Origin of the sequence: Pseudophaeobacter sp., assembly GCF_039971195.1 — a bacterium.
In the GTDB taxonomy this organism is placed as follows: Bacteria; Pseudomonadota; Alphaproteobacteria; order Rhodobacterales; family Rhodobacteraceae; genus Pseudophaeobacter.
The window spans coordinates 1-17961 of the sequence record NZ_JBDWPJ010000031.1 but is presented as its reverse complement, the minus strand read 5'-3'; the positions used below and the strand labels follow the sequence as shown (position 1 = coordinate 17961).

Here is a 17961-nt window from a genome sequence, read left to right as displayed (position 1 = left end):
TTCCTTGACCCTGGCCTAGGCCTTGGGCGGATGCAGGACCAGGGTTTGCAGCGCGGTGGCCACCGGGCCTTGTTCATCCTGCAAAACCGATTGCGACATGCCTATTCCGTTGCTGTGCCAATGGGAAATCGACTCTGATGCATGCCAGTCGCCAACGGGCTCGCGGTGCACATTCAGGGTCAGATCGGTGTTCATGAAGCCCATCTCTGCAGGCCGGGCATTCCAGGAAATACCATTGCCGCAATCCGCAAGGGCGCAGAGCGACTGAATGGGCGATTGTTCTTCGCCCTCCACCAAAGAGGTGGTGCGCATCCACAGCGTTTTTGGGCCTGGATTAAGTCCAAACTCCGGCGGATAAGCCACATCGAGAAACTGGCCAAAATAGGGTCTGTCATGCAGCCCGGCCCCAATGGAAAACGGTCCCGGCTCTGCCGCGGCGCGGTTCAATGGGGTTACTGGCGCCGTGGGCACCTCGCCCAGATCCTTGCGCACCAGATGCATGGTTGTTCCCTGCGCGCAGAGCGTGTCGTCAAGATCGTGGATGGTGATCTGCGTCGTGGCTAGGGTGCGGGTGTTGCGCGTGATCTCTGCCGCGACTCGCAGACCGGCCAAGGGCAACGGGCGCAGGATATCCAGCGTCAGACGGCAGAGCATTTTCTCCGCTCCAACCGCCTTTTCTGCGGCGCGGGCCGCAAGGCCAGTGACCGGCCCGGCGTGACAGTGATCGGCGGACCAGGGCCCGCGCGCCGGATCATTGCCCACAAAGATCCCATCGGAGCCTTGTGAAAAAAACGGTGGCGCAGAAAGGGCCCTGGAGGTCATGGGATCAGACCTTTTCCTGGGTGTATTTTTTCAGCTCGACCCGTGCGACCTGACGGCGGTGCACTGCATCCGGCCCATCGGCCAGACGCAGGGTGCGCACATGGGTCCAGGCAATCGCCAGCGGCGTATCCTGGCTGACGCCCTGGCCGCCGTGCATCTGAACTGCCTCGTCGATCACCTTGAGCGCAACCCGCGGGGCCACCACCTTGATCTGGCTGATCCAGGGTGCGGCCGCCCGGCCATCGCCCTGATCCATATACCAGGCTGCCTTGAGGCACAGCAGACGCGCCATTTCAATCTCCATGCGGCATTCGGCGACGATGTCATAGTTCGCCCCCAGATGTGCCAGCTTCTTGCCAAAGGCCTCGCGCTGCAGCGAACGCTTGCACATCTGCTCCAGCGCGCTTTCGGCCTGACCGATGGCGCGCATGCAGTGATGGATCCGTCCAGGCCCAAGGCGGCCTTGGGCGATCTCAAAGCCCCGACCTTCGCCCAGCAGCAGGTTCTCGGCTGGCACCCGCACATCGGTAAAGCGGATATGCATATGGCCATGCGGCGCATCATCGTGGCCATAGACCTCCATCGGGCGCAGCACTTCGATGCCCGGCGTATTGGCATCGACAACGATCATCGATTGGCGCTGGTGCTTGGGCAGATCCTCTCCGCCGGTTTTCACCATGACGATATAGACCTTGCAGCGCGGATCCCCCGCCCCCGAGGCCCACCATTTTTCGCCATTCAGCACATAGTCATCGCCGTCGCGGACACAGGCCATCGATACATTGGTGGCGTCAGATGAGGCCACATCCGGTTCGGTCATCAGATAGGCCGAACGGATTTCACCTTCGAGCAGTGGCGCCAGCCATTGTTTCTTCATCGCCTCAGAGCCGTAGCGTTCAAAGACTTCCATATTGCCAGTATCTGGCGCGGCGCAGTTGAACACTTCGGCCCCCAGCGGCGTCTTGCCCATTTCCTCGGCAAAATAGGCATATTCTACGGTCGAGAGGCCAAAGCCCTTGTCACTATCGGTGAGCCAGAAGTTCCACAGCCCCTGCGATTTTGCCTTGGCCTTCAACCCCTCCAGGATCTCGGTCTGGCGCGCAGTGAACTGCCAGCGATCACCAGTACCGATCTCGGTATGGTATTCGGCCTCCAGCGGCATGATCTCGTCGCGCACCATGGCGGAGACCCGCTCCAGCAGCTTGCGGTTCTCTGCCCGCATCCCAAAATTCATATCCATCTCAAATTCTCCTCCACTGCCGCTTTCGCTTTTGCAAAAATCATGGCTTAGTCGCGCGACAACTGTCCAGCACAGTGACGGAACGTCATGGGCTGGCAAGCGGAAAACAACGGAAGGGAACGGGCATGGCGCTTTTGGTCAACATCGGACACAACGGCTGGTACCGCGATGTCGAGCTGGCAGCTGAGCTGCGCAAGCTCTCTCCTGATGCGGATATTCGCAGCTCTGACGAGCCCGGAAATCTGAGCGAGATCACCATGCTGGCGGTTTCCGGCCTGGCTGCGGATCTGCCCGCCCGCCTGCCCAATCTCGCTCTGGTGCAGAAACTGGGCGCCGGGGTGGAAACCATTGTGGCCCATCCCGCCCTGGCTCCGCATGTGCAGGTCACCCGGCTGAAACCCAAAGAGCCCGCCCGCGAGATCGCCCAGTATTGCCTCACCTATGTTCTGATGGGGCAGCGCAATGTGGCCGCCCATGCCGAAAGCCAGAGCCGCGCCGCCTGGGAATCGCTGGAGCCCAAGCAGAACCACAAAACCCGCGTCGGGGTGCTGGGCATGGGGCACATCGGTGGTGAGACCGCCGCCCTGATGCGCGACCTCGGATTCGAGGTGCATGGCTGGAGCCGCTCCCCCAAGGAGATGCAGGGCGTCACCTGCCACCATGGTGCGGATAGCCTAGAGCCGATGCTGGGCCAATGTGACTATATCTGCGCCATCCTGCCCTCCACCGCTGAAACCCGTGGGCTGATCAATGCCCAGACCCTGGCGGCGATGAAAACCGGCGCCACCTTGATCAATGCCGGGCGCGGCGATCTGGTGGATGAGGCGGCGCTATTGGCCGATCTGGATCGTGGCAACCTGGGCCATGCGGTGCTGGATGTGCTCTGCACCGAACCGCTGCCGGAAAGCGATCCGCTTTGGGCCCACCCCAAGGTCACCATCACGCCGCATGTCTCGGGCTGGCATCTGGGTGATGCGCTTGAAGATGTGACCGAGAACTTCCGCCGCCTCTCCGCCGGAGAAGACCTGCTGCATGCGGTGGACCGGCAGCGGGGCTACTGACCCCGCCGCCAGGGCGTCTTTAGAACAGCATGGATTTCAGCGCTGCCAGCGCTGGTCCAAAACGCAGCCAGCCGCCCAGACCGACCTGCACCGGCTGGCCATCCTTCCAGGTGCCCGCAACCGAAAGCTCCTGCCAGTCAGCGCTGAGCGGGTTGCCATTGAACAGGGTGAAATCAGCGCGTTTGCCGACCTCAATCGAGCCTATCAGTGCCTGCTGTCCCAGCTGCTGCGCTGCCTGTAAGGTCATTGCCGACAGAGCCTCGTAGCGGGTGATTGCCTGATCCGGCGCGGTAACCGTCTGCCCCGAAACGGATCTACGATCCACCGCTGTGCGCAGGGTCCGCAACGGACCAATCGGAGAGGCCGGGTGGTCACCATGCAGCGTTGTCACCACCCCGGCCCGCATCGACGCCCCCACCGGCATATAGCGATCGGCGCGCTCGCCAACGATATCCGGCAGCGCATCGCCATAGTAGTAGATATGATCCACAAAAAAGCCGAGGCTGATGCCCAACGCCTTGGCCCGCTGGATCTGCGCCTCGGTGATCAGGGCGTTATGCTCCAACCTATGCGGCAATCCGGGATTTGGCGCTGCCACCTCAAAGGCATCGAGGATCTGATCGATGGCGCGTTCCCCCTGGCCATGCACCGCAATCTGGTGGCCCTCGGCCTGCAGGGCGGCAACCTTGGTGGCAAAATCAGCGGGGTCGTGGTTGACCGGCCCCAGATGGCCATGCGGGATATGCATCCTGTCCTCAGTGAGATCGCTGTGCTCATAGGCATCGGCAAAGGCGGCCCCGCCGGTAAAGGGCGAGCCATCCATCCAGAATTTGGTGCCCAACACCTGGAAATCATCATTGCCGCCCAGATCTTTGCCCTGATGTGGCAGCAGGTAGAGATAGGCCCGCAGTGGCGCGTCCGTGGCGCCGATATTGCGCAGCAGCCCAACCGGGTCGGGATGTTTGCCCACTGCCCCGGTGATGCCAATGGTGGTATAGCCTGCCTCAGCATAGGCAGCGTATTCCTTGCGCACCAAGAGCTCAATCACCGCCGGATCGGCGGCAGGCATGGCCCCCAGAATGGCATCCACCGCCTCCAACTCACGGAAAGCCCCGGTTGCGCGGCCTGTGGCGTCGCGAATGATGCCGTGATGGCTCTCACCCGCCTCTGGGCTGACCAGTTCAATTCCGGCTTCCTGCATGGCTGCGGTATTGGCAAAGACCTCGTGCAGCATCTGGGTGATCACCACCAGCGGGCGGTTCGGCGCGATGGCGTCCAGCTCTGCCAGGCTCGGCGCCTCAAGATCGGCGATTGCCACCGGATCCCAGCCATAGGCCACCAGCCAGGGCGTGAGCGCGGTGGCATCCGCCGCATCTGTCAGAGTCTGCATCACCTCGGCGCGGCTGCTGTGGCTAAAGCCGCTGACATCCACAACCGCGCCCAGCAGGGCCGTGGCAATCGGATGGGTATGCGGCTCGACCAACCCCGGCGTCAGCACCTTTCCGCCAAGATCACGCACCGGCGCGCCGCTGGTCTGCAGTTCCGCCAGGGAGCCAATTGCGGTGATCACACCCGCCTCAATCAGCACGGCTTCGGGACCGGGAGCCTCTGCGCCTGTTGCCATCGGAATGATCTCCCCGCCGGTGAGGATCAGCCGACTCGGCACCCGCTCAGGGCGCAACAGATACCAGACCCCGCCGGTGGCCAGCACGGCCAGCACCAAGATCCATTTGAGAATTCGACCCAGCCATTTCATCGCGCGCATCTCCCTGTCGCTCCTCCCGGCAGGATTGAAGCCGTAGCGATTCCAAACAAGCCTGACGTCGCGGGAGAGGTTTGCTTTTGCGGGAAAACCACCCATCGGCACAACCCACTGTGCCAAAGGCGTAGAGGAAGGCGCAGGGCCAAACAAAGGGTCTGGGACCTCAGCTTTCGCTATACTTCAACGCCTCGGCGCCCTCTGGCTTTATCCCGAGGGTTTCAGACCCGGGAATCACATCGGTGTTCTGCGCCGCAACAACCTGCCAGCCCGACGGGGTCTTCTGCGCCACAAAGACCATCACCGTCGTGCGCTCTCCCAGCAGCGCGCCCTTTGGATCCCGCTGACCCGTGAGATGCCAGCGGCAATGCACCACGGCATGCCCCTCTCCCAGGGCACGAATGCTGATACCGCCAGCCCGCAGGGTGCTTTGGTCAAAAATCACACGCAGCCCATAGGCATGGGCGCGCTCAATGTCGCGCCGATTGTGCCACCACAGGCCCACCACATTGACAAAATCCGCATCCTCGACAAAGAGCGCCGCCAGCGCCTCGGCGTCGCGGGCGTTCCAGGCGGTAGCAAACTGCACCGGGATCTCTTCTGGGCTTTGGGGCAGGGTCATCTGCCAACTATGACAAGCCCAGCCCCCGATCACAACCGGCGCCAAGCAGTGCCAAGAAACCAGAACGGGCCCCTTGGGGGCCCGTCCAATTTAACGCCGCTGCAGCTGCACTTACTCTGCCGCTTCGGCGTAGTCTTCCAGCGGCGGGCAGGTGCAGATCAGATTGCGGTCGCCATAGGCATTGTCGACGCGGTTGACCGGCGGCCAGTATTTGTCGACGCGGAAGGCACCGGGCGGGAAACAGCCCTGCTCGCGGCTGTAGGGCCGGTCCCAGTCCTTGACCAGATCCTCCATGGTATGCGGCGCATGTTTCAACGGGTTGTTTTGCGGATCAATGGCACCATCCTCGATGGCCTGCACTTCAGCACGGATCGACAGCATGGCATCGACAAACCGGTCCAGCTCCGCCTTGGTCTCGGACTCCGTCGGCTCCACCATCAGGGTGCCAGCCACGGGCCAGGACATGGTCGGCGCGTGAAAGCCGCTGTCGATCAGACGTTTGGCTACATCATCCACGGTCACGCCGGCGCTGACATCAAAGGGGCGGGTGTCCAGAATGCACTCATGCGCCACCCGGCCTGTCGGCCCTTTGTAGAGCACGCCATAGGCACCTTCGAGCCGCTTGGCGATGTAGTTAGCGTTCAAAATCGCCACCTTGGTCGCCTGGGTCAGACCAGCGCCGCCCATCATCAGGCAATAGGCCCAGGAGATGGTCAGGATTGAGGCCGACCCAAAAGGTGCTGCTGAGACCGGACCCTCCTCGCCGCCCAGTTCAGGGTGGCCGGGCAGATGCGCCGTCAGATGCGCCTTGACGCCGATGGGCCCCATGCCGGGGCCGCCGCCGCCGTGCGGGATGGCAAAGGTCTTGTGCAGGTTCAAATGGCTGACATCGCCGCCCAGATCGCCTGGACGGCTGAGCCCCACCATGGCGTTCATATTGGCGCCATCGATATAGACCTGGCCACCGTGATCATGGGTGATCTGGCAGACCTCATGCACGGTTTCCTCAAACACGCCATGTGTCGACGGGTAGGTGATCATGCAGCCGGCCAGATTGTCCGAGTGTTTCTCGGCCTTGGCACGGAAATCATCCAAGTCGATATCGCCGTTCTCAGCCGATTTCACCACCACGACCTTCCAGCCCACCATCTGCGCCGAAGCCGGATTGGTGCCATGGGCTGACATCGGAATGAGGCAGATATTGCGGTGCCCCTCCCCCTTCGCCCGGTGATAGGCGGCGATGGTCAAAAGCCCGGCATATTCACCCTGCGCGCCCGAGTTGGGCTGCATCGAGATCGCATCATAGCCGGTGATCTGGCAGAGCTTCGCCGACAGATCGGTCACCATCTCGCCATAGCCCGCCTGCTGCGCCGCCGGGGCAAAGGGGTGCATATGGGCAAACTCCGGCCAGCTGAGCGGCATCATCTCGGCGGCGGCATTGAGCTTCATGGTGCAAGAGCCCAGCGGGATCATCGCGCGATCAAGGGCCAAATCGCGGTCCGCCAAGCGGCGCATATAGCGCATCATCTCGGTTTCAGCCCGGTTCATGTGGAAGATCGGATGGCTGAGATAGTCGGATTTGCGATGCATATCCTGCGGCACGCGATATTCCGGTACCAGCGCGTCATCTGCGCGGGTAATGCCAAAGGCGCGCCAGACGGCCTCGGTGGTGTCGCGGCGCGTGGTTTCATCCAGGGTAATACCTACGCGGGTCTCGCCGACCCGGCGCAGGTTGATGCCCTCGTCCAGCGCCGATTTCATCACTGCGGCCTGCAGCGGGCCGACATCCACTGTAATGGTGTCAAAGAAGCTTTTGGGGTCGACCTTGAACCCGGCCTCTTCCAGCCCGCGGGCCAGGCGCACGGTCTTGCGGTGAATGCGCTGGGCAATGGCCTTCAGCCCCTTGGGACCGTGGAACACCGCATACATTGAGGCCATCACCGCCAAAAGCGCCTGCGCGGTGCAGACGTTGGAGGTGGCTTTCTCGCGGCGGATATGCTGCTCGCGGGTCTGCAGCGACAAACGATAGGCCTTGTTGCCCTGGGCATCGATCGACACGCCGACAATCCGTCCCGGCATCGCCCGCTTATAGGCATCCTTGGTGGCCATATAGGCGGCATGCGGCCCGCCTGCCCCCATGGGCACGCCAAAACGCTGGGTCGAGCCGATGGCAATATCAGCCCCCATGGCGCCGGGTTCTTTCAGCAGGGTCAGCGCCAGCGGGTCGGCGGCGACAATGCCAATCGCCTTGGCCGCGTGCAGCGCCTCCATCTGCGGGGTGAAGTCGCGCACATGGCCATAGGTGCCGGGATACTGGAACAGCGCGCCAAAGACCTGATCGGCTTGCAATTTGTCCGGGTTGCCAACAATGACTTCGATCCCCAGCGGCTGGGCGCGGGTCTGCACCACGGCGATGGTCTGCGGGTGGCAGTCGCGGTCGACAAAAAACGCCTTGGCCTTGGATTTGGCCAGCCGCTGCGCCATGGTCATCGCCTCGGCCGCAGCAGTGCCTTCGTCCAGCAGTGAGGCATTGGCCACTTCCAATCCGGTGAGATCCGAAATCATCGTCTGGAAGTTCAGCAGCGCCTCAAGCCGGCCTTGGGAAATCTCGGGCTGATAGGGCGTGTAAGCGGTGTACCAGGCAGGGTTTTCCAGAATATTGCGCTGGATCGCCGGCGGCGTCACGGTGCCATGGTAGCCCTGACCAATGAGCGAGGTCATCACCTGGTTCTTATCCGCCACTTCGCGCATGTGAAACAGCAGCTCGCGCTCTGACAGCGGGCGGCCAAACTCCAGCGCTGCAGCCTGGCGGATCGAGGCAGGCACGGTGTCATCGATCAGCGCCTCGAGGCTGTCGGCGCCCACAACCTCCAGCATTTCGGCCATCTCTTCGGGAGAGGGGCCGATGTGGCGGCGGTTGGCAAAATCATAGGGGAGATAGTCGGTCGGGGTAAAAGGCATGGGGCGCCTCCTGTCGGTTCGGTTCAAAGCAAATTTCAGGTCGTCGGTCGCGGGGCCGCAAAAGCAGGCGCAGGAAAGCAATCGGGCAAACCCGTCTGCCCTGCCCCTCGGGACAAAGCGCTCAGCTGGCGGACTGTAAAACCCGCCGAACCAGGGGCGCGGCGGGGCAGGATCTTATCCGATGAAGGTCTTGTAGGCGGCTTCTTCCATGTAGTCGTCCATCGGCGACATGTCTTCGACCTTGAGTTTGAAGAACCAGGCATCGCCCTGGGGGTCGTCAATCACCTTACCGGGGGTTTCCGTCAGGGCGGCGTTGACCTCAACCACTTCGCCATCCAGCGGCGACAGGATGTCAGAGGCAGCCTTGACCGATTCAATCACCACGATCTCATCATCCTTGGCAAATTCGTCGCCAACCTCGGGCAGTTCGATAAAGACCACATCACCAAGCTGTTCAGCCGCATGGGCGGTGATGCCCACGGTCACGATATCGCCTTCGACCTCAAGCCATTCGTGTTCTTCAGTAAATTTCATCGTCGTCATCCCGTTTCGCTTGCCCCGGCGCGCTGTGGGCCGGTCATTTGTCTGGCCTTCCAACGTCCGCAAGAGGACGCCAGAAACTGGGGCCGGCTTGATCAGGGGGATCTGGTCAAGTCACTCCGGCATCCTCGCGCACGCAGCTTGCCCGCGCGGTTCGATGCCCCCTCTGTCCCTTTGCCTGAGATCGTTATCCCTTCGGCGGCACCGGCTTTCCCGGCGCTCTCTCCAGAGTCTTTTTGTGCATAAGGTCCCTGCTGCCTGAGAGTTTCCGGGGCGGTTGCTCCTTCGGCACCGGGCTTGCGCGGGTAAGCAAAAGCTCAAAAACGCAGCACCGGTTCTCCCGTATACACAGCTCCACAAGTACCAGCGCCACCACAGGCGTTCAAGGCGCAAATACGCCTCGATTTGTCGCTTTTGCTCATAACCTTCTTGAGCCTCCCGCAAGCCGGGTCAGAACAGATTGAAATACTCGGCCTGCTCCCATTCGCTGACGGTATTGAGGTAGCGATCCCATTCAAACCGTTTCAGCTGCGACAGGTAGCTGACAAATTCCGCGCCCAGAGTGGCGGCAAACAGATCAGAGCCTTCAAAAGCGTCCAAGGCCTGCCCCAGCGAGCGCGGCAGACGCGCGGCGCTGTCCTCATAGGGCGATTCTGTCGCCGCGGGGGCCTGCAGACCTGCTGACATGCCAGCCGTACCCGCCAGTATCTGCGCGGCGATGGCGAAGTAGGGATTGGCGGAACTGTCCGGGGCGCGGTTTTCAATCCGCGAAGCCGCATCACCGCACTGCATCAGGCCACGCAGCATGGCACCACGATTGTCCTGCCCCCATTGGATACGATCTGGCGCCAGCTGGAAGGGCTGATAGCGTTTGTAGCTGTTCACCGTTGGCGCGATCATCAGCGATGTTGCAGCAGCATGGCGCAACAACCCGGCAATCCAGCCCGAGGCCGCAGGGCTGAGGCTGCCATCTGCTTTGGGCTCAAACAGATTGCGCCCCGTGGCGCGCTCCACCAGCGACTGATGCAGATGCCAGCCATTGGCCATGGCGTTTTCCAGTCGTGGCTTGGCCATAAAACTGGCATGCAGCCCGGCGCGGGCGCAGATCTCTTTGACCATGGTGCGGAACATCACCATGGCATCGGCCTGTTGCAGCGCTGGCAGCGGCGCAAAGGTGAATTCAAACTGGCTCGGCCCCATTTCGATCTCGACCGAGCGCAGCCCCAGCCCCAGCCCCTGGGCACTGCGGCGGATGTCGTCCAGCACCGCCTCACAATCGCTATAGCGGGTCTCGGTCAGGAACTGATGGCCCTGGGTCAGGTTGCGCGTCTGGACAGGCGCGCCGGGCATGGCGCTTTGACCATGCTCCAGCGAAGCATCCAGACGTTCAAAGATCTGAAACTCCACCTCCAGACCAAAGATGGCCTCCAGCCCCTGCGCTTCCAATTGGGAGTTGGCGCGGCGTAGCACCTCACCGGAGGAAAACCCAATTGCGCGGCCATCCGGCTGCACCGGATCGCAGAGGATCCAGGCCGAATGCGGCGACCAAGGCAAAACCCGGAAGGTCTCAGGGCGCGGCACCAGCAGCACATCGCCCGCCCCGCGCATCGGGATGAACTCGGCTCCCGCATCCTCTCGCGCCTGCCAGACCGCAAAGGCGGTGCGATGCGAGGTGTCTTTCAGCAACAAGGTAGAGGGCACATTCAGCCCGGTGCAAAACAGCCCAGCAAAGGCATCCGCCACCAGTGTCTTGCCGCGCAGGATACCGTGCTGATCAACAAAGAGCACTCGCAGCGTCTCCAGCCCCGCGGCCTGAGCCTGCGCCAGCACATCGCTGGCCTGCGTCACGGCCTCTGGGCTCAGCAGGCCATCGCGCGCCAATCGTCCTGTTGCCAGATCCTGTGCCATTGCGCCTTACCCCTGTTGGTTTGCCTGTTACACTGCGGCAGGTGTTTTGCGGCAGGGGCGCGCCCCTGCCCGCCACTACCTAGCTGTTTTATCGACAAGATGTCATCAGGTTTTGGCCTATGCCCCTGCGTCCGACCCGGCGTCCGCGCGCGCACCAACCCTGGCCTCCCAGGGGCAATCGCCGCGACGTTCAAGGTCTGCCTGTTCAGCCGCGCGCTGCCAATTGCCATCCTGAGCGATGGAATCATTAGAAACCGGACCAAAGACCGTCGAAAGATCCTGATCGCCCCACATGGGCAGATCCGTCTCGCGTCCCTCTTTGACAGCGGCAATTGCGGCGCGTAGCTGGCGGCGGTAGCGGATGATGGCCACATCCGTCTTGCCGAGGTGCTCCTGGGTGCGGTCCTGAATGGCGCCCATGCTTTCCACCGCCCATTGGTCGTGCACATTGATATCGAGTCCCATGCCGGTATAGGTCTCGCGGGCCTGTTCCTCTGGGTCGAACCCGTAGTTATTGTGGCGGCCTTTGAGGGGCGCATAATCCGGCAAGCGGTGTTCCTTGAGACGTTGTTCGCGCATCAACTCCTTGTTCACCGGCTGATCAAAACTGGTGAACATGGAGTACCAATAGCAGGAGGTGTCATCGATCGGCACATGCCACTGGGTGATGGTCATCTCCCGCGACATCGGAATGCAGATCGCCTCGGGAAAGATCTGATTGGTGATGCGCACATGGGTGCGCCCATCGCCGAGATGGCGCAGCGCAGTGATCTTCAGCCCATGATCCGCCTCTTCTGCGGTGATCTCAGGACGGGGGAAGTCCCGCAGCAGTTTGGTCATCGGGATTTCGGTATTGCCGGCGGTGTCGCGGAACTGTTTGCCATAGGCCTCGGCCGGATCCTCGTCCTGCAAAAACCGATGCAGGAACGAGGCATGGGCCGGGTCGATCCCCACTTCCATCGCCTGCAGCCAGTTGCAGTCCCACAGCCCCTTGAAGGCAAAGACATGGCTGGTGGGGGCACGAAAACAGTCCAGCGCCGGAAACTCCGGCGGCTCCCCCGGCCCCATATAGGCCCAGATGATGCCGTTTTTTTCCACCACCGGATAGGCGGTGCTTTGGATCTGCTCATGCATGCGACTGCCTTCGGGCTCGCCCGGCTGTTCGACACATTGGCCGTTGCGGTCAAAATGCCAGCCATGGAAGGGGCAGCGCAGCCCGTTGTCTTCGAGGCGGCCAAAACACATATCGGCGCCGCGATGCGGGCAGTGCCGCCCGATCAGCCCCAGCTCGCCCTCGCTGTCACGAAACAGCACCAGATCTTCGCCCAAAAGACGCACAGGAACCACCGGACGCTGGCCCTGCAGCTCATCCAGAAGGGCCGCCGGCTGCCAGTATCGCCGCAGCACTTCACCCGCATCACTGCCCTTGCCGACCCGCGTGAGACTGTCGTTCAATTCCTGGCTGATCATGGCTGGTTCCTTTCCGAGCGATCAAAACGTCTTGATCGGCAATTTTAATAAGCACACTTGACTTTGTTCGATTTGCGTACTTAACATATCAAATACGATCAATTTTTGTGGTGTGTACCGGCCATTGTCAAGGCCATGACTTTTTACCAATTAATATGAGCTCCTGTACGCATGACGAAACCAGAACAAGACCGCAATATTTCCTCCAGCTTTGCCAAGGGGCTGGCGGTTCTCGCCGTTTTTGACGCCGCCACGCCCAGCATGACGCTGGCCGAAATTGCCCGACGCACCAATCAGGATCGCGCCACCGCGCGGCGCGGGGCGCTGACGCTGGTACAGGCTGGGTATCTGCACCAAAAGGGCCGCATGCTGTCGCTGACCCCACGGGTTCTGGCACTGGCCGGCGGGTTCTTGCAGGCCAAACAATTTGGTCGTCAGGTGCAGCCGGTTCTCAACCAGCATGCCCGCAAACTCGACACCGAGCTCAGCCTCGCCACTCTGGATCAGGGCCGGGTGCTGCTCTTGGCGCAGTCCACTACCGAACGCAGCCCGGTGACCTATGGCTTTACCGCCGGCGCCCATATTCCGCTGGTTCATACCAGCCTTGGCCGCATGCTGATGGCCTGCCTGCCGCAGGACGAAGCCACAAAATTGCTCGCCACGGCGCAGATCCCGCAGCATACCGAACAATCGCTCACCTCTGCCGAAGACATCCTGGACCGGGTCGCAATGGCCCGCAGCCAGGGCTATTGCCTGACCGATAGCGAATTTGAACCCGGAATCATCGGCTACGCAGTTCCCCTGTCGCGCCCGGGTCAAACGCCAGTGGTGGTGGGCAGCTCGGCGCCGCGCGGATCAGAGCTGGGCGAGAACTCCGAAGCCCTGTTGCAGGGGCTGCAAATCTGCGCCGCAGAGCTGCGTCAAAGCAACGTTGTCGAAGACCTCTGATCTTTCAGATCTGACTGCACCGGCCTCCCCGGACGCCCCAAGGTTAGCTTTCGAAGCCTCGCTTTCAAAAAATCGCGAAGAAAGTTATCGCCCTTGTGTCGCTTGGTACTGCGCCGGGGGCGGCGCATATTCTCCTCAACAGCCCGCCCGATGGGGCGCGTATTGAGTGAGGATTCCACATGAGCCAGAGCAGCTATTTCACCCCAAAAGGCGGCCATCCCGGCCAGGAGCAGCTGCTGACAGGCCGCGCGGTCTTTACCGATGCCTATGCGGTCATCCCCCAGGGCACCATGATGGATATCACCACCTCGCATCTGCCCGGCTGGAGTGGCATGCGCATGTGGGTGATCGCCCGCCCTCTGACCGGTTTTGCCGAGACCTTCTCGCAGTATATCGTTGAGCTGCAGCCCGGCGGCGGATCAAACAGCCCCGAAAGCGATGAAAGCGCCCAAAGCGGGATTTTTGTCACCCACGGGTGCCTGGAGCTCACCATCGAGGGCACATCGCATGCGCTCAGCGAGGGCTGCTTTGCCTATCTGCCCGCAGGCAGCAGCTGGAGCCTGCACAACACCAGCGACACCCCGGCCAGCTTCCACTGGATCCGCAAGCTCTGGCAACCTGCTCCCGGCCTGTCCAAACCTGTCGCCTTTGTGCGCAATGAAAAAGACATCGCCCCCAATGTAATGCCCGATACCGAGGGCCGCTGGGCCACCACCCGGTTCATGGATCCCACGGATATGGCCCATGACATGCATGTCACCATTGTCACCTTCCAGCCCGGCGGGGTGATTCCCTTTGCCGAGACCCATGTGATGGAACACGGACTCTATGTGCTTGAAGGCAAGGCGGTCTACCGGCTCAACCAGGACTGGGTTGAAGTCGAGGCCGGTGATTTCATGTGGCTGCGCGCCTTTTGCCCTCAGGCCTGTTATGCCGGCGGGCCCGGTCCGTTCCGCTACCTGCTCTATAAGGATGTGAACCGGCATATGCCGCTTGGCCTGTAACCTCACTGCATGGCACTAGCCGGATGGCACAAAAGGAAACATCCTCAACGCGGCATCAGATTTTGGCGCTTTGCCGCATTCTTTGCCGCCGCTGGCGGAGATGCCCATTGCAAAGCCCTGCCGCAACGCTAGGCTGTGGCCAATTCCTTTGTTTTGAGCGCGGGAGCCTTTTGACGATGAAATACTGCACGCCAACAACAATGGCAACGAAAGCCCTCTGCCTGGCCCTGATGACCAGCCTGATGCCGCTGGCTGCTGCTGCCAAGGATGCTGAGGAGGCCAAGCAGGTCTCGGTCCTGGGACGCACCTGGGTTGTTGCCCCCGCCGAAGAGGCTCCCGGGTTCCATCGTGCCACGCGGCTCAATACCGAAATGCTTCCCTTTCGGCCTCCGGCGGTGCTGAGCGTACGCCAGGCGATCCGCGCCTTTCGCGGTGCCACCGGCTGCAGTGCCAATATCGACACCATCTATCGCGACATTTCAGGCGACTATTTTGCCACCCTGATCTGCCCCGGCAGCTAAACAGCACCGCGCCGGGTGCCATGGGATTGGCGCCCGCCCCCGCAGACCAGATCCCGGAGCTTTGCCCCTGACGGCGGCCCGGAGCGCAGGAGAGCTGCTCTCATGAAAATTGCCATCAACGGGTTTGGCCGCATTGGCCGCGCCATCCTGCGCCAGATCCTCACCACCGCGCGTGGGAACGGGATCGAAGTCCTGCTGATCAACGACATCGCGCCGCTGGAGATGTGCGCCTATCTGTTTCAATACGACAGCACCTTTGGCCCCTTTCCGCACCCCGTCGGCCAGGAGGATGGCAGGCTCACCGTGTTGGAGCGCAGCATCCCGATGAGCCATCAGGCGGATCTGTCCCAGGTGGATCTCACTGGTGTGGATGTGGTGCTGGACTGTACCGGCATTGCCCGCAGTTCAGACGTGGCCCAACGCGGCCTGGCGGCGGGGGCCCGGAAAGTACTGATCTCAGGTCCCTCGCCCGCCGCCGAGCAAACGCTGGTCTATGGCGCCAATGAGGACCAGCTTGGAGCGGCCCGCATTGTCTCCAATGCCTCCTGTACCACCAACGGTCTGGCGCCGCTGGTCAAACTGCTGGATGAGATCGGCGGCATCGACAGCGCCCATATGACCACCATTCACTGCTACACCAACTCGCAGCCCATGGTGGATGCGCCGCGCGGCGATTTTGCCCGTTCCCGGGCCGGTGCGCTGTCGATGGTGCCCACCTCCAGCTCGGCCACCCATCTGATCGACGCCGTGCTGCCGCATCTCAAAGGCCGGATCAGCGGTGCCGCCGTGCGGGTGCCCACCGCCAGTGTCTCGGCTGTGGATCTTGTGGCACGCCTGCGGACACCGATGGAGGAGGCCCATTTCATCGCAGCCCTGAAGACCGGAACCGAAGCTTCTGAGGTCCTGGGCTGGACCGAAATGCCGCTGGTCTCTTCTGACCTGCGGGCGCGCTCGGAATCGCTGATTCTTGCAGCGCCAGAAATCCGTCAAATCGGCGCGCAACAGATGCGGGTCTTTGGCTGGTACGACAACGAATGGGGTTTTTCCGCCCGCATGCTGGATGTCGCGCGCCTTATGGCCGCCTGACACTGGCAAGGGCCAGCGCCATCAAACCCGAGCTCTGCCGCCAGTCGCCTCTGCAGCACAGCTGCAGCGTTCCCGTTGGGCCCAGCGCCGCTCCCGCGGCGCGGCATGCGCGCCATGGCAACGTCACTCTTTGGGGTCCCAGACTGGGTCAAGGGCAGCCCTGGCTGCCGCGCTTCGGCGCGGTTTACCCTTGAGGCAGGTTGGGGCTTGATACTCTTGATAGAGTCCTGAAAGGGCAGTGCGGCCCCTTTCAGGACCTCATCAGCAAAAGAAAAGCGCCGCGCATAGCGCGGCGCCGGGCCCAACGGATCAGGGTCAATCTTTGATTGTCCTGGAGCGGGCGGGAGCTCCCCCTCACTCTGGCACCTAAGGTCTCATTCTCCGGGCAGGCTGCCCTCTCCGTGACCTGACATTCCACCCGAGACTTCCTCGGTGGCCTCATCTGCCAGTTCGGCAGGGAGGATCAGGTTGAGTACAATGGCGATCAGCGCTGCGGGCAGCAGGCCACTGGTCATCAGCACCTTCAGCGTATCCGGCAGATACTGAACCGCACCCGGTTCCAGCTTCAGACCAAAACCCACCGACAAGGAAATCGCAAAGATCACCATATTGCGACGGTTCCAGTCCACGTCGGACAGCATCGAAATGCCCGCTGCCACAACCATGCCAAACATCACGATGACACCGCCGCCCAGTACTTCGATCGGAATGGTGCGAATGATCGCGCCGACCTTGGGCACCAGCCCGCAGAGGATCAGGAACAGCGCCCCGATGGTGACCACATGGCGGCTCATCACGCCGGTCATGGCGATCAGGCCAACGTTTTGGCTAAAGGAGGTATTGGGCAGGCCGCCAAAGATCCCTGCAACGGCAGATCCCAGACCATCGGCATAGGTGGCGCCGGCGATTTCCTTGTCTGTCGCCTCGCGCTTGGCACCGCCACGGGTGATGCCGCTGACGTCGCCGACAGTTTCAACCGCCGAGACAAAGGCCATCAGGCAGAAGCCGAGAATTGCGGCAAAGGAGAACTCAAACCCGTATTTGAACGGCATGGGCAGAGCAAAGGCAGAGGCGCGCGACCAGCTGGTGCCAATGGCCTCAAAGGTCACCATGCCCATCATCAGCGCATAGATATAGCCAATGATCAGCCCCAGAAGCACCGCCGAGATCGATAGCATGCCACGGGCAAAGAACTTCAGCCCAAGGGTGGCAAAAATCACCACCAGCGCCGCTGACCAGTTCAGCAAGGATCCATACTCAGGGGTGCCAATGGCAGGCACACCACCCGCGGAATACTGGATGCCAACCTTGACCAGCGACAGGCCGATCATCGTCACCACCAGGCCAGTGACCAGCGGTGGCAGGGCAAAGCGGATCTTACCGATCACCATCCCCAGCATTCCATGGAAGATGCCCCCAATCAGCACCCCGCCATAAAGCGCCGCCAGGCCGTCAACGCCCTTGCCCGCCACCAGCGGAATCATGATGGGCAAAAAGGCAAAGCTGGTCCCCTGCACAATCGGCAGGCCGGCGCCAACCGGCCCCAGGGTGAGGGTCTGCATCAGTGTTGCCACCCCGGCAAAAAGCATCGACATCTGGATCAGATAGAGCAGCTCCGGGAAGTCAGGCGAATTGGAGCCAAAGCCAAATCCCGCCGCCCCGGCGACAATAATCGCCGGCGTCACGTTGGAGACAAACATCGCCAGCACATGTTGAATGCCCAGCGGTATCGCACGCGCCAGGGGTGGAGTGTAATTCGGATCCCGCAGCTGCGCAGGTGTCCCTATAGAGCTATCAGCCATTTCTATTCCCTCGTTCTGTTGGTCGAATTGGAGACCACCGCCTTCTGTCGGGCAATGCCTCTCCGGTCTTTTCAGGCGCGATCCACCACATAGGCGGTCTCGAACCAGTGTTCTTCCAGGTTGGCGCCTGGGCCGATGCGGTCAACCACCGCAAACAACCCCGGCGCCTGCAGCGGCGTCAGCACCCCGTGCCAGGTGCCACGGTGAAAATTCACCG

Annotated in this window: 15 protein-coding genes and 1 riboswitch; of the genes, 5 read left to right on the top strand and 10 right to left on the bottom strand. The window is 61.8% G+C overall.

Annotation, left to right across the window (positions count from 1 at the left end; translation table 11 throughout):
- Positions 1-15: 15 nt before the first annotated feature.
- Positions 16-822 (bottom strand): thioesterase family protein, encoded by an 807-nt coding sequence (locus ABJP42_RS02150; protein WP_348338253.1) that lies wholly within the window; start codon positions 820-822, stop codon positions 16-18.
- Positions 823-826: 4 nt separating this feature from the next.
- Entirely contained in the window at positions 827-2062 is a 1236-nt protein-coding gene (locus ABJP42_RS02145) for an acyl-CoA dehydrogenase family protein (RefSeq protein WP_348338252.1), read from the bottom strand.
- A gap of 125 nt (positions 2063-2187) precedes the next feature.
- Here ABJP42_RS02145 and ABJP42_RS02140 point away from each other — a divergent pair, with 125 nt between their 5' ends.
- A complete protein-coding gene (locus ABJP42_RS02140) occupies positions 2188-3123 on the top strand; it encodes a 2-hydroxyacid dehydrogenase (protein ID WP_348338251.1) in 936 nt (311 codons plus the stop codon).
- A 19-nt stretch (positions 3124-3142) separates the two neighbouring features.
- Here ABJP42_RS02140 and ABJP42_RS02135 read toward each other — a convergent pair whose 3' ends face one another.
- The 6 genes from ABJP42_RS02135 to ABJP42_RS02110 form a co-directional block, all read right to left on the bottom strand.
- Positions 3143-4879: an amidohydrolase gene (locus tag ABJP42_RS02135; protein WP_348338250.1), complete on the bottom strand. Its 1737-nt coding sequence runs from the start codon at positions 4877-4879 to the stop codon at positions 3143-3145.
- A 169-nt stretch (positions 4880-5048) separates the two neighbouring features.
- Complete coding sequence (locus ABJP42_RS02130; RefSeq protein WP_348338249.1) at positions 5049-5504, bottom strand: YybH family protein; 456 nt, start codon at positions 5502-5504, stop codon at positions 5049-5051.
- 111 nt (positions 5505-5615) lie between these two features.
- Positions 5616-8465, bottom strand: a complete 2850-nt coding sequence (gene gcvP / locus ABJP42_RS02125) for an aminomethyl-transferring glycine dehydrogenase (RefSeq protein ID WP_348338248.1) — start codon at positions 8463-8465, stop codon at positions 5616-5618.
- A 174-nt stretch (positions 8466-8639) separates the two neighbouring features.
- Positions 8640-8999 (bottom strand): glycine cleavage system protein GcvH, encoded by a 360-nt coding sequence (gene gcvH, locus ABJP42_RS02120; RefSeq protein WP_348338247.1) that lies wholly within the window; start codon positions 8997-8999, stop codon positions 8640-8642.
- Between the two features lie 162 nt (positions 9000-9161).
- Positions 9162-9244: riboswitch (glycine riboswitch) on the bottom strand.
- 211 nt (positions 9245-9455) lie between these two features.
- Complete coding sequence (locus ABJP42_RS02115) at positions 9456-10913, bottom strand: glutamine synthetase family protein (RefSeq protein ID WP_348338246.1); 1458 nt, start codon at positions 10911-10913, stop codon at positions 9456-9458.
- A gap of 117 nt (positions 10914-11030) precedes the next feature.
- Positions 11031-12383: a Rieske 2Fe-2S domain-containing protein gene (locus tag ABJP42_RS02110; RefSeq protein WP_348338245.1), complete on the bottom strand. Its 1353-nt coding sequence runs from the start codon at positions 12381-12383 to the stop codon at positions 11031-11033.
- Positions 12384-12554: 171 nt separating this feature from the next.
- On the opposite strand from ABJP42_RS02110, the gene ABJP42_RS02105 reads away from it, so the two are divergent.
- From ABJP42_RS02105 to ABJP42_RS02090, 4 genes are all read left to right on the top strand, one after another.
- The gene (locus ABJP42_RS02105) at positions 12555-13331 is read left to right on the top strand and encodes an IclR family transcriptional regulator domain-containing protein (RefSeq protein ID WP_348338244.1); all 777 of its coding nucleotides are present in this window, start codon (positions 12555-12557) and stop codon (positions 13329-13331) included.
- Between the two features lie 179 nt (positions 13332-13510).
- Positions 13511-14335, top strand: a complete 825-nt coding sequence (locus ABJP42_RS02100) for a bifunctional allantoicase/(S)-ureidoglycine aminohydrolase (protein WP_348338243.1) — start codon at positions 13511-13513, stop codon at positions 14333-14335.
- A 200-nt stretch (positions 14336-14535) separates the two neighbouring features.
- Positions 14536-14856 carry a hypothetical protein gene (locus ABJP42_RS02095; protein WP_348338242.1) on the top strand — a complete coding sequence of 107 codons (321 nt, stop codon included), beginning with the start codon at positions 14536-14538 and terminating at the stop codon, positions 14854-14856.
- 102 nt (positions 14857-14958) lie between these two features.
- A complete protein-coding gene (locus ABJP42_RS02090) occupies positions 14959-15942 on the top strand; it encodes a type I glyceraldehyde-3-phosphate dehydrogenase (protein WP_348338241.1) in 984 nt (327 codons plus the stop codon).
- A 374-nt stretch (positions 15943-16316) separates the two neighbouring features.
- On the opposite strand, the gene ABJP42_RS02085 is transcribed toward ABJP42_RS02090, so the two are convergent.
- A complete protein-coding gene (locus ABJP42_RS02085) occupies positions 16317-17744 on the bottom strand; it encodes a uracil-xanthine permease family protein (RefSeq protein WP_348338240.1) in 1428 nt (475 codons plus the stop codon).
- Positions 17745-17815: 71 nt separating this feature from the next.
- A partial coding sequence (locus tag ABJP42_RS02080) for an ureidoglycolate lyase (RefSeq protein ID WP_348338267.1) occupies positions 17816-17961 on the bottom strand: 146 nt, incomplete at its 5' end.